We start from the raw sequence: 15,308 nt of genomic DNA on the forward strand, positions 1-15,308 counted from the left end.
CACCCCTAGGGTGCTATTTGGTCCGGTGACAGCGCAGCCTCTGGTGCCTGCTTGATCAGGGCGCTGACCTTGGCACAGATCGGTGTTGCGACGCCAAATTGTTGGCCCAGACGCATGATTTCCCCTTGCAGGCTATCGATTTCGGTCTGACGGCCTGCCAGTAAATCATACGACATTGAGGTGCGTGCGCTGGGGTCGATGGTCAACATGCGCGCCGCAATGCGGGAAAAGACAGGCGTCGGCAGGCGCAGGATGTATGGCGTCATCCACGCCGGCAGCGGCGTGGTCGATGCGACAGGATGGCCAGCGGCCTTGAGAACGGACAGAGCTTCGGACATCTGATCTGCCATAAGCCTACGCCAATTCCGGTCCAGCAGTTGCTTCTTCAAGGTCAATCCCGACAGCGCATTCAAAGCGTTATTTAGGTTTATCAGCAGCTTACCCCACTGAACGGCGGCAATCGTGTCGCTCTCTACGATTGGCAGGTCGGTGCCGCCCAGCTTTTGAGCCAACGCTCCGGGGCCGCTTTGAATGACGATTTCACCAGAGGTGGCACGGTGAAAACAAGCCGGTTCAGTCGGTACAACATTGAAGGGAACCATCCCGGCACGGACATCATGGTCTGGCAATATCGACCGAAGACAGCGCGCGTTGTCCATCCCGTTTTGCCAGGATAGGACCGGCGTGGAAACCGGCGTGTGTTGAGCAATCAATTTGGCCATGTCCGATGTCGCACCTGCCTTGACGGTCACGATAACCACGTCTGGATGTGCAAGGCATCTGGAGTCGTCAGTTAGGGTAAGGTCCTGCGCGCCCACATTTCGCAACAGGCCAGAGAAATCCGTCACCGTCAGCCCCTTGTCGCGGATGGGATCCAGAATGCGGCTGCGGCCCAACAGCGTGACCCTGTGCCCTGAAGACACCAAAAGAGCACCGCAATAGCATCCTATACTGCCCGCACCCGCGATCACAATCCTCATGGCGTCCCTCCGCAGCTACAAAGATCGCTGTCGAAGGGGTCTGGGGCAAGCCCCCCTGACGCGTGGTCAGCGTGCCAACCTCGGGCTGGTCCGCTCCAGCTCTTTCGAAATCGGGATGTATTCCTCATCATCACCCGGCGGTAAATGAAAAGCGCCATTCGCCCAATCCGCAGTTTTCCATTCGCGCGTGGCCGCCTCGATCTTTTCTTTCGAGGATGACACGAAATTCCACCAGATGTAGCGATCTTCGTTCATGGTCGCGCCGCCCAGCAACATCAGGCGCGCCCCCGCTGGTCCGGCTTTCACCGAAAGGGGATCACCGGGGCGGAACACCATCATCCTTCCCTCGTCGAATGTCTCACCGGCAATTTCGACCGAGCCCTGCGTGACATAAACCCCGCGGTCTTCGTGATCGTCTGGCAGGGGAAAGGACGCGCCCGGGTCAAGCTGTACGTCCAGATAAAAGGTTTCCGACAGCATCGTTACCGGGCTGGATTCACCATAGGCCGACCCCAGGATCAGCCGGGCGCTGACACCGGAGTCCTCAATGTGCGGCAACGCAGCTTGTTTGTGATGCTCGAAGTCCGGCGCCATATCCTCATGCGCTTCGGGCAGCGCAATCCACGTCTGGATGCCAAACAGGCTGTGCTTTGTGCTTCGGGTTTCTGCACTTGTGCGCTCGGAATGGGTCACGCCACGACCGGCAACCATCCAGTTGACCTCGCCGGGGTAAATCATCTGATGCGTGCCCAGACTGTCGCGGTGCTCAAACTCACCTTGGTAAAGATAAGTGACCGTCCCGAGTCCGATATGCGGATGCGGGCGTACATCAATCCCGCCATCGGTGATGAATTCAGCCGGACCCATCTGGTCGAAGAAAATGAATGGTCCGACAAGCTGACGTTTGACCGAAGGCAATGCCCGGCGCACCTCAAACCCGCCCAGATCGCGGGCGCGGGGAATGATCAAAGTATCCAACGCCGCATTTTCAGACAGGCATTCGGGGCTGTGGGTCGGATTCCAACTCATGACGTCACTCCTGCGATCAAATAGATGACTTACTGGTTTCGGAGTATAGAGCGTTTCGTTCGCAATGGCAGACGCAGCGGCGCACAATCGGAGTGCGGAAGTTTGGCATGTGTGTGTCTATGCTCACCTCACCTGTTGCGGACATCCTAACTGTGCTCGACCAAAGATATTCAGCCAGGACGAAAATGATCACAGAACCGTGAGCATCAACTCGGAACTGATCTGAACCGTGCTATCTATGTCGCTAAGCATGAATCCCTTCAGGAGGTTCCGTTATGACGCATCCACATTTTTCCCGCCGCTCTGTGATGGCCTTGGGCGGGGCAGTATTGGCTACCGGCAGCACGGGCCTGCTGCTGCCCGCGCGCGCAGCCGGATTGGCACCAACGCCTTCCATGCGCGGGGGGTCCAACAACTACCGCCCTGGCGCACCAATCGTTGAACGGATCGGCGGTGGTGGGTTCTGGATGACCGGCACAGTCCGCCGCGCGGGCGACGGTGCCCCCCTGCCCGGCCAACGCATTCAGATATGGGCGCACACCACCGAAGGCCACGAACGTGACCCGCAAAGCCACGGCGCGACCCTGACTGATGCAAATGGTGAATTCCGGCTTGAGATGCCGCAGATCGTTCCCGCCTTTGGGCAGCCACATGGTCACTTAGCCTATGACAGCGGAGATTTCGAAACCGTATTCCTGCGCCCGATCATGGCCAGTTCCAAGGATAAGACCTTGGCGGCACATTTTGTTCTGACACCTGCCTGACCTTCGTGATCAAGACCCTTGTGATCTGGGCCGTTGTAACCGCCGTCTTGGCGGTGCCGCTTGTTGCGGCTGCCTACAGCCCACTTTTAGCTTGGCGCGATCCGATCTACATTGTGGCCGGTTTCGCCGGAGTGCTGAGCATGGGGCTTTTGGTCCTGCAGCCCCTGTTAGCAGGGCGAGACCTGCCCGGGTTGACCCCCTTGGACAGTCGGCGCTGGCATCGATGGGTCGGAGTCGCGCTGGTCATCGCCATTTTGATCCATGTGGCTGGGCTTTGGGTCACCAGCCCACCGGACGTGGTAGACGCGTTGCTTTTCGTCTCTCCCACACCGTTTTCCGCTTGGGGCGTTGTCGCAATGTGGGCGGCATTTGCGGCCGCCACGCTGGGAGTATACAGGCAACGTCTTGCCCTGCGGTTTAGGGTCTGGAGGTTGAGTCACACCGGGCTGGCCACCGTCACCATCATCGGCAGCGTTGTACATGCCATGTTGATCGAAGGCACGATGGAGATCATGACCAAGACAGCTTTGTGCGCCTTGGCCGTGTTGGCAGCCGCCCGAACGCTGACCAGGTTGCGGGTGTGGGATATCCGCCGTCGTAGTTAGACACCCAGACACCAGCGCATCACCGCCTTTTGCGCGTGCAAACGGTTTTCTGCCTCGTCAAAAATCACCGAGTTCGGTCCGTCCATGACCTCGGATGTCGCTTCCTCCTCGCGGTGCGCAGGCAGGCAGTGCATGAATAACGCGTCGGGTTTGGCATGTGACATCAGCTCGGAATTGACCTGATAGGGGCGCAGGAGGTTATGGCGGCGTTCCTTGGCAGATTGGGAATCGTGCATCGAAACCCAAGTGTCAGCGACCACAAGGTCGGCGCCCTCAACAGCCTTGAACGGATCACGCTCAACCACGATCTTCGACCCTTTCTGACGGGCAAATCCCATAAATTCTTCCTCGGGGTCGAACTGCGCCGGGCCTGTGAAGGTCAGGTCAAAGCCGAACTGGCCAGCCGCATGCAGGAATGAGGCGCAGACATTGTTCCCGTCGCCGGTCCAGACCACCTTTTTGCCATTGATCGGCCCGCGATGTTCTTCGAATGTCAGAACATCCGCCATGATCTGGCACGGATGCGTTCGATCCGTCAGACCGTTGATGACCGGCACGTCCGAGTATTCCGCCATCTCCGTCAGGATGGTTTCGTCAAACGTCCGGATCATGATCATGTCGACATAGCGCGACATCACGCGGGCCGTATCTGCAATCGTTTCACCGTGCCCCAGTTGCATATCCTTGCCGGACAGCACCATGGTCTGCCCACCCATCTGACGTACACCAACATCGAAGGACACGCGCGTCCGGGTCGAGGGCTTTTCAAATATCAGCGCGACCATACGGCCTTTTAGCGGCTGATCATCATCCGGTGCGGCCTTGGGGCGACCATGGCGGGCCATCTTCATTTCTCCGGCCGTGTTGATCATCGTGCGCAGATCGCCCGCGTCCGTTTTGTGGATATCAAGAAAATGGTTCATTTCGTTTCACTTCTGGCTATTGGTTGCCCGGGGACAAGGCCCCTGAACATCAAGAAATCAGGCGTCCGCAAGCTGGACTTCGATCTGCTTGGCGGCTTTATCAAGGCGGATCATCGCCTGTGCGATGTCATCCTCGGTCAGGATCAACGGCGGCAGCAGCCGGATCACATTGTCCGCTGCAGGAACGGTGATGACTTCGTTGTCATAGCCTGCATTCACCACGTCAAGATTTGGGGCCTTGCACGTCAATCCCAGCATCAGACCCACGCCGCGAACCTCTTCAAAAACCTCGGGGTGATCAGCAACCAGCCCTTCCAGCTTTTGGCGCAGCAATCCCGACTTGCGGCTCACGCCTTCAAGAAAGGCAGGGGTTGCGACCTGATCCAGAACCGCACAGCCCACGGCGCAGCCAAGAGGGTTTCCACCATAGGTCGACCCATGCGTGCCAGCGGTCATACCGCTTGCGGCGTTTTCGGTCGCAAGCACCGCGCCCAGCGGGAAACCTCCGCCAATGCCCTTGGCGACCAGCATAATGTCCGGAGTGATCCCCGCCCATTCATGCGCAAACAGCTTGCCGGTTCGGCCCATGCCGCATTGAACCTCGTCAAGGATTAGCAGCAGCCCATTGTCATCGCAGATCTGGCGCAAAGCCTTCAGTTCGGCATCTGGCACAGGGCGAATGCCGCCTTCGCCCTGAACCGGTTCGATCATGATCGCCGCGGTCTTTCCGGTGATGGCATTGGTGACGCCGTCAAGATCGCCGAACGCGACATGCACGAAACCGGGCAGAAGCGGGCCAAAACCCTTGGTCATCTTCTCGGACCCGGCTGCGGCGATACCTGCCGAAGACCGCCCGTGAAACGAACCGTCGACGGTAATGACCTCGACCCGCTCGGGCTGGCCCTGATCATAGAAGCACTTGCGGGCCATCTTCACCGCCAACTCGCAGGATTCAGTGCCGGAATTGGTGAAAAAGACAGTGTCAGCAAAGGTATGTTCGACCAGCTTATCAGCCAGCGCCTGCTGCTGAGGGATATGATACAGGTTCGAAACATGCCACAGCGCGTGCGCCTGTTCCGTCAACGCATTCACCAGCGCCGGATGAGCATGGCCCAGCGCGTTCACCGCGATCCCGGCCCCTAAGTCCAGAAAACGTCGGCCATCCGCCTCGGTCAGCCAAGCGCCTTCACCCTTCACGAATGTCAAAGGCGCGCGGTTATAGGTCGGCAGAACGGACGGGATCATCGGATCATCCTTTTCAGATAAGTTAAGCCTTGTGAGTGATACACGAGGCCCATGTTCGTCAACAGATTTGGTGGGGTCTGCGCGGATTTACAGCGCGCAAGTGATCAAACAAGCCGGTTAAGCGGTCAGGCGTCGGCGTCGGAGGCGCAGGATATTTGCACGTTTGATCATGTGACGTTGTATAGCGGGGTACGCGCTCAGTGGAAACCCTGATTTTCACGTCACGGAAGTTTCGCGCACCACAAAGGAATTACCGCTTGCCTTTCCTGGCACAGTGACGCACCGCTGAGCCATGACTCCGGCACGACATAATCCCTCCCTCGCAGCTCTGCTGATCGTTTCCGCCAGCGCTTTTATCGCGGGCACAACTTTGCTGGCCAAAGCCTTGGGGACAGACACTCTGGGTCCGGCTTTGCATCCGATGCAAATCAGCCATGGGCGGTTTCTGTTCGCGTTTTTGGCGATCCTTGGTGCAGTCGGCATACTACGCCCACGTTTGAGCCGCCCGCATTGGGGTCTGCATATCGGACGGACCAGCTTTGGCTGGGTGGGGATTACGCTGATGTTTGCCTCGGTTGCGTTCATACCAATCGCGGATGCCACCGCGCTATCGTTTCTGAACCCTGTCTTCGCCATGGTTCTGGCAATTCCGTTGCTCAAAGAGGGTGTGGGACCGTGGCGCTGGATGGCCGCTGCCGTGGCCCTGACCGGAGCGTTAATCCTGCTGCGTCCAACACCCGCCAGCTTCCAACCCGCGGCCTTGCTGGCCCTGACCGCAGCTATGATGATCGGGATGGAGTTGATTTTCATCAAAAAGCTCTCCGGGCGTGAGAGGCCGATACAGATTCTGCTGATCAACAACGCGATGGGGCTGACGATTGCCTCGATCGCGGTCAGCTTCGTGTTCCAGATACCAACGCCCCAACAATGGGCCGCTTTGGTGGGGATCGGCCTATTGATGGCCTGCGCGCAGGCTTGCTTTGTCAACGGGATGGCACGGGCGGATGCATCTTTTGTGGCCCCAATCAGCTATGCCACGCTGATTTTTGCAGCCCTCTACGATTTTGCCGTGTTTGGCGTCATCCCGGACGCAATCAGCCAGCTTGGGTCAGCCGTCATTCTTGCTGGAGGCTTTATTCTTGTCTGGCGCGAAGCGCGCGTCAGAACCGCGTAGGCCGCGAGTTCCTCTGGCTCTCGGCCTAAACCCACTCAGACCAAAACTTCGCGCCCTATGCCTTCAGCCGGTACCCCTTGCGCAACATCTGCCAGGTGACGGCGCAAATAGCCAAGGTCGCGCCACTGCACACTGCAATCCCCAACGCCGGAGCGCTGTCGGACACTCCGATCATGCCATGACGCAATCCATCGATCAGGTAGAAAACCGGGTTCACATGGCTCAGGCGGTTCAGAATAGGTGGGAGCGCTTCGACCGAGTAGAACGTGCCAGACAAAAAGGCGAGCGGCGTGACGATAAAGTTGGTGATAGCCGCCATTTGATCGAACTTGTTGGCGAAAATCCCTGCAAAAAGACCCAGCGCGCCCATGAAGGCACCTCCGAGGATGACAAACACCAGTGCAATCAATGGGTTCTGCGGCACCAAGCCCAGCACCAGCGCAAGCGCAAGCGCGATAACAAAAGCGATCAGAACACCACGCGCGATCCCCCCGGCCAGATACCCAAGCAGGATTTCCAATGGCGAAAGCGGCGGCATCAGCGTATCAACGATGTTTCCCTGCACCTTGGCGATCACCATCGAAGACGACGTGTTGGCAAACGCGTTCTGGATCACGGTCATCATCATGATGCCGGGCGCAAGGAAAGTCAGAAACGGCACGCCCATTACGTCAGCGCGGCTGGGGCCGATGGCGATGTTGAATATCAACAGGAATAACCCGGCAGTCACCAAAGGTGCCAACAGGGTCTGCGTCCATACCACTAAAAAGCGCTGGGTCTCACGCTTGGCCAGCGTGTACAGGCCCATCCAGTTGACCGTTCCGAAACGGCGTTCGTTCTGCTCAAAGGGAATTTGCATCCTTGATCCTCAAACTGATTCGAAGACTGCTTGTAACTCGGTGCGCAGTGATTAGAATAGGGGGCTGATACGAATTCCCAAGGCGGTCCGAATCTGGGGCCGCTTTCCGCTTTTGAAAGGCAAATGATGTCCTGGACTGACGAGCGCGTAGAACTTTTGAAAAAGATGTGGGGCGAGGGCCAGTCGGCAAGCCAGATCGCCAAGGAACTCGGTGGTGTGACCCGCAACGCCGTGATCGGCAAGGTCCACCGTCTGGGTCTGTCGAACCGGGCCACTGGCGCGACCCCGGCCAAGTCGGAACCCAAGGAAAAACCGGCTCCTGCACCAAAGGCTGAGGCGAAGCCCAAACCCGCGCCAAAAACCGAACCGGCCCGCCCTGCCCCTGCCCCAACGGCTGAGGCGAAGCCCGCCGTACCGGCACGCCGCCAGATCATCCCGGCTGGTCAGCCGCTGCCGCCGCAGCCCTCGGCCAATGAGATCAGCCCCGAAGCGCTTGCCAAGGTCAATGAGATCGAGAAAAAGGCCAAAAAGCTGACGCTTATGGAGCTGACGGAAAAGACATGCAAATGGCCCGTAGGCGACCCCGCGACCGAAGATTTCTGGTTCTGTGGGCTGCCTGTTGAGCCCGGCAAACCCTATTGCGAGGCTCATGTGGGCGTTGCCTTCCAACCGATGAGCTCTCGCCGCGACCGGCGTCGGTGAAACGGGCGCCGAAGGTCGCGGCCACAAACAAAAACACTTGCTTGATCACGTGAATCGCTACAGAGCGCTGGCCAAACATCGGCCAGCACTTCATCGGTAGTTCCTGTGATATTTCGTTCCATTCCGACGCATACGGACAAAAGCCTATCGTTGCCCGGGGATGCACAGGTTTTGGGCGAAGCGCACTCAAAGACAAGTGTTTCCATTCGGTGGGCTAGGACCAAGGCCTTTTGGCGTGATCTATTGCGCAGGATGCGAGGGCACATCCGGCATCGGGACCCATCCCGGTAGTTCCTCTGGCGAAACCGAATCGTGCAACCGCTCAGACCGGTCGATACCCACTGTGCGGTGCTTGCGCAGAAGAAAAATCTTTCCCCAACCCCGCCACGTTCCAACAGACGGTCCAGCAGTCGAAGTGGGAAACCTATGACGCCAATCTTCAGGCAGCGGCAGTCCGTGCCGCTCCGCCTTTTCCAACATCCAAATAAGTGAGATGTTGCTAAGCTGACGCGCCTCTTCAAAACCGTTCAATTGCCCGCCGACATCGCCGTGCGTTCCCCGGAACCAGACCTGTTCAACGTGACCCTTGAAGTCAGGCGTGCATTTCCAAAGCACCGGCTCAAAAACCTCGCGCGTTTCGTCCAGCGCAATCGCGTGATACCCGTGCCTGACCGCGGGGCCAAGTTCGTGATTGTGGAACGCATGCTTGTCCTCGGCCCAACGCCATAGCAGAGGCAGGCGCAAACCGAGCGCCTTGACCGTATCCCAGACCCCAATCATCTCGATAGCAACCTCCGGGTGGCAGAACTGCTGGCGGAAAACCTGCGCTGCCATTCCGTCGGGATTGCATTCGTAGTGGCGATAGGCCTGTTTGATATTGCGCTCAGTCGCATGTTCCGCCTTGAGCAAGCCGATCATGTCAATCACGCCCGCAAGGCTGCGCACACCATAAGCCCCGCGTGAATACCCGATAAAGAACACCCGATCGCCGGGTTTGTAGCGCGATGCAAGATACCCGTAAGCTCGACGGATCTGTCGGTTGACACCGCGCCCCATCATTACATCAAGCGAGGATTTCCAGCTTTCCCATTGCACGCCTGCTTCGTAGAAAACCGAGACCTTGCTGCCCATGTCTTGACACAAGCGGAATGTCTGGCCGGCATGGGTTTCAAAACCCGGCTCAAGTGTCGACATTGTGCCGTCGAGGATAATGACATGACTAATAGGCTCGCGGTGCAGCGCCTCGGCCGAGTGTTCGGACCGCAGAGGCCGTCCGAGCCATCCCAGTACCTTTCTACTCAGCCGCGACAGAACCATACGTCAGCATTTCCCAAACTCTGAGGGGTGTGAAGGGCATATCGGCCTGCCGCACCCCGTGTTCCCAAAGCGCGTCCTGAACCGCGTTTGCCACTGCGGCCAGTGCGCCCACGGTGCCGGCCTCACCACATCCTTTCATCCCCATCGGGTTTGACGTTGACGGAACCGGCGCCGAGGTAAACTTAATCATGGGTATCTCGGTGGCGCGAGGCAAGGCATAGTCCATCAACGAAGCCGTGAGCAGTTGCCCCTGCGCATCATGAACCACATGCTCGCTCAGCGCCTGACCGATACCCTGCGCAACACCGCCATGTACCTGACCTTTGGCCAGCATCGGGTTGATAAGATTTCCGAAATCATCAACCACAGTATACCGGTCAACCCATGTCTCACCCGTTTGAGGGTCTACAACCACCTCTGCAACATGGGCGCCATTGGGATAGCTGCGCGCGTCCAGCGTGATGCGCGCCTCATGCTTCATCAGGTCGGTGCGTCCATCGGCGCGCGCCATCTCTGCCGCCTCAGTCAATGTCGGTGTCAGGTTTGAACCCGGCGCGCGGAATGTTTCGTGATCAAAGCTCACCTCGACCTCCTCCACCCCCATCTTATCGGCGAGATAAGGCGTGAATGCGGCGATCATGACGTCAACTGTGGCCAGCGTAGCTGTGCTCTGAACCGTGACCGAGCGCGAGCCCCCCGTTCCGCCGCCATGAGACATCTGATCGCTGTCCCCCTGAACAACAGTGATCTGATCCATCGGAATGCCCGTCTGATCCGACAGGAATTGGGCATAAACCGTTTCATGCCCTTGCCCATTCGACTGCGTCCCGACGTAAAGCTTCACGGTTCCATCCTCGCAGAACTCCACTTTTGCGTTCTCGGAAGGATCACCCAAAATACTTTCGATGTAATAACACAGACCCTGCCCCCGGATTAGACCGCACGCCTCATCAGCGGCCTTGCGATCGGCAAAGCCGCGGGTTTGCTCGCCCGCGCGCGACAGGACCATGTTGAAATCACCAACGTCATAGGTCTCACCGGTTGCACTTTTGTAGGGGAAGGCCTCGGGCGGGATGAAATTCTTGCGGCGCAGCTCCCATGGGTCGACACCAAGCTCACGCGCGGCGCGGTCCATTGCCCGTTCGAGTACATATATCGCCTCGGGTCGACCCGCCCCACGATACGCGTCAACCTGCGTGGTGTTGGTATAAAAGCCCTCAACCCGCAGGAAAGTTGTCTGAACGTCGTAGACGCCCATTAAGACTTTGCTGAACAGGCTGGTCTGGATCGCCTGCCCGAAATGGCTGTTATAGGCCCCTAGATTGACCTTGCTGTGCACGCGATACGCAGTGATCTTGTGATCTGCGTCAAAAGCCAGTTCCGCCAGAGAGGTCAGATCACGACCGTGATGGTCTGACAGCATCGCCTCGGACCGGTCGGACATCCAATGAACGGGCTGGCCCAGTTTCATGGCGGCTGCGGCAACACAGAAATACTCGGGGTAAGGCATGGCTTTCATGCCAAACCCGCCGCCAACATCCGGGGTCGTGACACGGATGGAGTCAGGTTCCAGCTTCAGCTTCTGCGCCAATTGTCCACGCATGGCCCAGACACCCTGCCCGCCGTAAGCAAAGTGCAGCCGTTCGCCAGCCCAATGCGCCTGACACCCGCGCGGTTCAATAGACGTGACTATGACCCGGTTGTCGGCCACATCCAGCCGGACAGTATGGGCTGCATTCTGAAAGGCCGCCTCGGTCGCCGCCTCATCCCCCAAGCCCCAGTCAAATGCACGGTTGTCGGGCGCTTCGTCATGCAGCGGTTCACCACCACTAGCCAAATCCAGCTTGGCGGGCAGGTCCTCGGTTTCGATCCAGATCAGTTCAGCCGCATCGCGGGCCTGTGTTTGTGTTTCTGCGATCACCACGGCGACCGGCTCGCCGACAAAGCGCACACGGTCCTTGGCCAGCATATGCCGTTCCGGTGCTGCCGCCTTCGAGCCATCGCGGTTCGATAACGTCGTTGCGCTGAGAACAGTATTGATCCCGGCCTCTGACAAATCATCCAAGGTCAAGACCAGCCGCACACCGTCCGCCTCACGCGCTGCGTCCAGATCCAGCGCCTTGATCCGTCCATGCGCGACCGGACTGCGAAAGAAGGCAGCATACAGCGTACCACCCGGCACCGAGTCGTCGATATATTGCCCTTGCCCAGTCAGAAATCGCTGATCCTCGGTCCGTTTCACCGGCTGACTTTTTCCGAATTTTTCCATGGGTTGCTCCTGCGGCGGCCTGTAGGGGCGACATTAGGTTCCACCGGTCCGATGTCCAGAGCGTGCGCAGACCCTTCCCCTTCCTGCACGCATTCGTTATTGCAGGCGCTGACCCGAGAGTGATGACGCAGGACGCACCCCATGGCGATGGAAAAGACATTCAACGCGGCCGAGGCCGAGGCCCGCATCTACGAGGCCTGGGAACAGGCCGGAGCCTTCAAGGCAGGCGCGAACAAATCGCGAGACGAAAGCTTTACCGTCATGATCCCGCCGCCCAACGTGACGGGTGCCTTGCATGTGGGCCATGCGTTCAACAACACGTTGCAGGACATTCTGATCCGCTGGCACCGGATGCGCGGCTTTGACACGCTGTGGCAACCCGGTCAGGACCACGCGGGCATTGCCACCCAGATGCAGGTGGAAAAGATGCTGATGCTGACGCAGCAGCCGGGTCGGCGTGAGTTGGGGCGCGAGAAATTCCTTGAGAAGGTCTGGGAGTGGAAGGGCGAATACGGCGGCACCATCATCGAGCAGTTGAAACGGCTGGGCGCGTCCTGCGACTGGTCGCGCAACGCGTTCACGATGGCCGGCGCGAAAGGCGACCCGCGCACGGGGCACGAAAACTCTGCGAATTTCCATGACGCGGTGATCAAGGTTTTCGTCGATATGTACGAAAAGGGCCTGATCTATCGCGGCAAACGGCTGGTCAACTGGGACCCGCATTTCGAGACCGCAATCTCGGACCTTGAGGTCGAGAATATCGAAGTCGCGGGCCATATGTGGCATTTCAAATACCCGCTGGCCGATGGCGAGACCTATACCTATGTCGAGAAGGACGAGGATGGGAATGTCATCCTCGAGGAAGAGCGCGACTATATCTCGATCGCCACGACGCGACCGGAAACCATGCTGGGTGACGGCGCGGTTGCGGTTCACCCGTCAGATGAACGTTACGCGCCAATTGTTGGTAAACTCTGCGAAATCCCTGTTGGTCCAAAAGAGCATCGCCGTCAAATCCCGATCATCACCGATGATTATCCGGACCCTGAGTTCGGCTCAGGCGCGGTGAAGATCACCGGGGCGCATGACTTCAATGACAACATGGTCGCCAAGCGCGGCGGCATTCCGATGTACCGCCTTATGGACACCAAAGGCGCGATGCGGGCCGATGGTGCGCCCTATGCCGACGAGGCGGGCAAGGCGCAGGAATACGCGCGCGGTCGTGAGTTCACCGAGAACGAAATCGACGCAATCAACCTTGTCCCTGATCACCTGCGTGGCCTCGACCGGTTCGAGGCGCGGGCGAAGGTCGTCGAAGAAATCACCAATGACGGTCTGGCCGTCATGTGCCGTGCCGATGACGCGCGTCTCGGCTCCACTGCTCTAAAGCCTGAGCACGAGGGCGCTGAAAAGCTGGTTCCGCTGGTCGAGAGCAAACCGATCATGCAGCCCTTCGGCGACCGCTCGAAAGTGGTGATCGAGCCGATGTTCACCGACCAGTGGTTCGTAGATGCCGAAAAGGTTGTCGGCCCTGCGCTGGATGCGGTCAAGGACGGCACGGTCAAGATCATCCCCGAGTCGGGCGAGAAGACCTATTACCACTGGCTGGAAAACATCGAGCCCTGGTGCATCTCGCGCCAGTTGTGGTGGGGACATCAAGTACCCGTTTGGTATGGGCCACAAAAGGGCCGGGGCAACCTACCGGCAAACTTGGCACTGAAAGAGAACAAGCCTTTCTGTGCTCCCAACGCGGAAGCTGCACTGAAGCTTGCCGAAGATTACTATGGGGAAGAATGCGTCGTCGTCGCGGATACGGAAGAATTCGAAAAGCTTTTCGGCACAGAAACCCGCCCAATGCTGATCCGCGACCCCGACGTTCTCGACACGTGGTTCTCCTCCGGCCTCTGGCCCATCGGTACGCTGGGCTGGCCCGAGCAGACGGAGGAACTGGAACGCTACTTCCCCACGGACGTTCTGATCACCGGTTTCGACATCCTCTTCTTCTGGGTCGCCCGGATGATGATGATGCAACTGGCCGTGGTCGATCAGATCCCGTTCCACACGGTCTACCTGCACCAGCTCGTCCGTGACGAGAAGGGCAAGAAGATGTCCAAGACCACCGGCAACGTCATCGACCCGCTGGAGATCGTGGACGAATTCGGCGCCGACGCGCTGCGCTTTACCAACGCCTCGATGGCGGCGATTGGCGGCGTGCTGAAACTGTCCCGCGAGCGCATCACCGGCTATCGCAACTTCGGCACCAAGCTGTGGAACGCCGTGCGCTTCGCCGAGATGAATGAGGTCTTCACCGACGCCGTACCGCAATTGGACGTCTCCGACCTGAAGCCCAAGGCGGCCGTAAACCGCTGGATCGTCGGCGAAACCGCCCGCGTGCGCGAAGAGGTTGATGCTGCGCTGGAGAGCTATCGTTTCAATGACGCGGCCAACGGTCTGTACGCCTTTGTCTGGGGCAAGGTCTGCGACTGGTACGTGGAACTGTCAAAACCCCTGCTGCAAGGCGATGACGCTGAGGCGCAGGCAGAAACCCGCGCCACAATGCGCTGGGTTCTGGATCAGTGCATGGTCCTTCTGCACCCGATCATGCCCTTCATCACCGAGGAACTCTGGGGTCTGACCGGCAGCCGCGCCAAGATGGTCGTCCATGCCGACTGGCCCACCTATGCCGCTGCCGACCTGATCGACGCCGACGCGGATCGTGAGATGAACTGGGTGATCTCGGTGATCGAAAATACCCGCTCGGCCCGTGCGCAAATGCGGGTTCCGGCTGGGCTTTATGTACCGATGCTGGTGACCGAGATCGACACCAACGGCCAAGCCGCATGGGACCGGAACGAAGCGCTGATCAAACGTCTCGCGCGGATCGACAGCCTGACCAAGGCCGACGAACTGCCCAAAGGCACCATCTCAATCGCTGCGCCCGGTGCATCCTTTGGCCTGCCACTCGCGGATATCATCGATATCGGCGCAGAGAAAGAACGTCTGGAGAAAGCCAAGGGCAAGCTGGCCAAGGAACTTGGCGGCTTGCGCGGACGTCTGAACAACCCCAAATTCGTGGCTTCGGCCCCGGAGGAGGTTGTTGAAGAGGCCAAAGCCAACCTCGCCGCCCGCGAAGAAGAAGAGGCCAAGCTGAACGAAGCGCTGGCCCGTCTGGCCGAAATCGCCTGACCTTCCTCAGCCCCTGCAAGATAACCCCACTGCACAGCCTTGTGGTGGGGTTTTCTTTTCCCTTCATAAAACCTGCCCCAAATAACACATCTTTTTCAGTTCTTGCTGACAACTATCCTCAAAACCGAGTGCCCCACGCCTTTCCTAAGTCTCAGGCCGTCTGAACGGGACTGCATAGGACAATCGTCGGGTACGTCGGCCCCTTCCCAATTTTGTCTCGGATATTGGTTGCGGTGATCGCAGTAGCCGCAGCTA

Annotated in this window: 12 protein-coding genes; 5 read left to right on the forward strand and 7 right to left on the reverse strand. The window is 58.7% G+C overall.

Annotated elements, in window-relative coordinates; translation table 11 throughout:
* Positions 1–5: 5 nt before the first annotated feature.
* A complete protein-coding gene (locus tag ACXAET_RS08275) occupies positions 6–980 on the reverse strand; it encodes a 2-dehydropantoate 2-reductase (RefSeq protein ID WP_475183663.1) in 975 nt (324 codons plus the stop codon).
* Positions 981–1,046: 66 nt separating this feature from the next.
* Entirely contained in the window at positions 1,047–2,009 is a 963-nt protein-coding gene (locus ACXAET_RS08280; protein ID WP_475183665.1) for a pirin family protein, read from the reverse strand.
* A 308-nt stretch (positions 2,010–2,317) separates the two neighbouring features.
* Here ACXAET_RS08280 and ACXAET_RS08285 point away from each other — a divergent pair, with 308 nt between their 5' ends.
* Entirely contained in the window at positions 2,318–2,773 is a 456-nt protein-coding gene (locus ACXAET_RS08285; RefSeq protein WP_475187175.1) for a twin-arginine translocation pathway signal, read from the forward strand.
* Between the two features lie 5 nt (positions 2,774–2,778).
* Entirely contained in the window at positions 2,779–3,378 is a 600-nt protein-coding gene (locus ACXAET_RS08290) for a ferric reductase-like transmembrane domain-containing protein (RefSeq protein WP_475183666.1), read from the forward strand.
* On the opposite strand, the gene argF is transcribed toward ACXAET_RS08290, so the two are convergent.
* Positions 3,375–4,301 carry an ornithine carbamoyltransferase gene (argF, locus tag ACXAET_RS08295; protein WP_475183667.1) on the reverse strand — a complete coding sequence of 309 codons (927 nt, stop codon included), beginning with the start codon at positions 4,299–4,301 and terminating at the stop codon, positions 3,375–3,377. The two genes, ACXAET_RS08290 and argF, sit on opposite strands and share 4 nt — an antisense overlap.
* A gap of 57 nt (positions 4,302–4,358) precedes the next feature.
* The gene (locus tag ACXAET_RS08300) at positions 4,359–5,546 is read right to left on the reverse strand and encodes an acetylornithine transaminase (protein WP_475183669.1); all 1,188 of its coding nucleotides are present in this window, start codon (positions 5,544–5,546) and stop codon (positions 4,359–4,361) included.
* 292 nt (positions 5,547–5,838) lie between these two features.
* Between ACXAET_RS08300 and ACXAET_RS08305 the strand changes: the two genes are divergently transcribed.
* Positions 5,839–6,720, forward strand: coding sequence for a DMT family transporter (locus ACXAET_RS08305; protein ID WP_475183670.1), 882 nt, complete (start codon positions 5,839–5,841; stop codon positions 6,718–6,720).
* 55 nt (positions 6,721–6,775) lie between these two features.
* Here ACXAET_RS08305 and ACXAET_RS08310 read toward each other — a convergent pair whose 3' ends face one another.
* Positions 6,776–7,579: an ABC transporter permease gene (locus tag ACXAET_RS08310; RefSeq protein ID WP_475183672.1), complete on the reverse strand. Its 804-nt coding sequence runs from the start codon at positions 7,577–7,579 to the stop codon at positions 6,776–6,778.
* Between the two features lie 126 nt (positions 7,580–7,705).
* Here ACXAET_RS08310 and ACXAET_RS08315 point away from each other — a divergent pair, with 126 nt between their 5' ends.
* Positions 7,706–8,281 carry a GcrA family cell cycle regulator gene (locus ACXAET_RS08315; protein WP_475187177.1) on the forward strand — a complete coding sequence of 192 codons (576 nt, stop codon included), beginning with the start codon at positions 7,706–7,708 and terminating at the stop codon, positions 8,279–8,281.
* A 240-nt stretch (positions 8,282–8,521) separates the two neighbouring features.
* Here the strand turns inward: ACXAET_RS08315 and ACXAET_RS08320 are convergent, their stop codons facing one another.
* Together ACXAET_RS08320 and ACXAET_RS08325 are read right to left on the reverse strand one after the other, a co-directional pair.
* The gene (locus ACXAET_RS08320; RefSeq protein ID WP_475183674.1) at positions 8,522–9,598 is read right to left on the reverse strand and encodes a DUF2235 domain-containing protein; all 1,077 of its coding nucleotides are present in this window, start codon (positions 9,596–9,598) and stop codon (positions 8,522–8,524) included.
* Positions 9,576–11,867 carry a xanthine dehydrogenase family protein molybdopterin-binding subunit gene (locus ACXAET_RS08325; RefSeq protein ID WP_475183677.1) on the reverse strand — a complete coding sequence of 764 codons (2,292 nt, stop codon included), beginning with the start codon at positions 11,865–11,867 and terminating at the stop codon, positions 9,576–9,578. Before ACXAET_RS08325 ends, ACXAET_RS08320 begins: the two co-directional genes overlap by 23 nt.
* A gap of 141 nt (positions 11,868–12,008) precedes the next feature.
* On the opposite strand from ACXAET_RS08325, the gene ACXAET_RS08330 reads away from it, so the two are divergent.
* Positions 12,009–15,053 carry a valine--tRNA ligase gene (locus ACXAET_RS08330; protein ID WP_475183679.1) on the forward strand — a complete coding sequence of 1,015 codons (3,045 nt, stop codon included), beginning with the start codon at positions 12,009–12,011 and terminating at the stop codon, positions 15,051–15,053.
* The last annotated feature ends 255 nt before the right edge of the window (positions 15,054–15,308 follow it).

This window comes from Ruegeria sp. AWH4_226 (assembly GCF_056159225.1).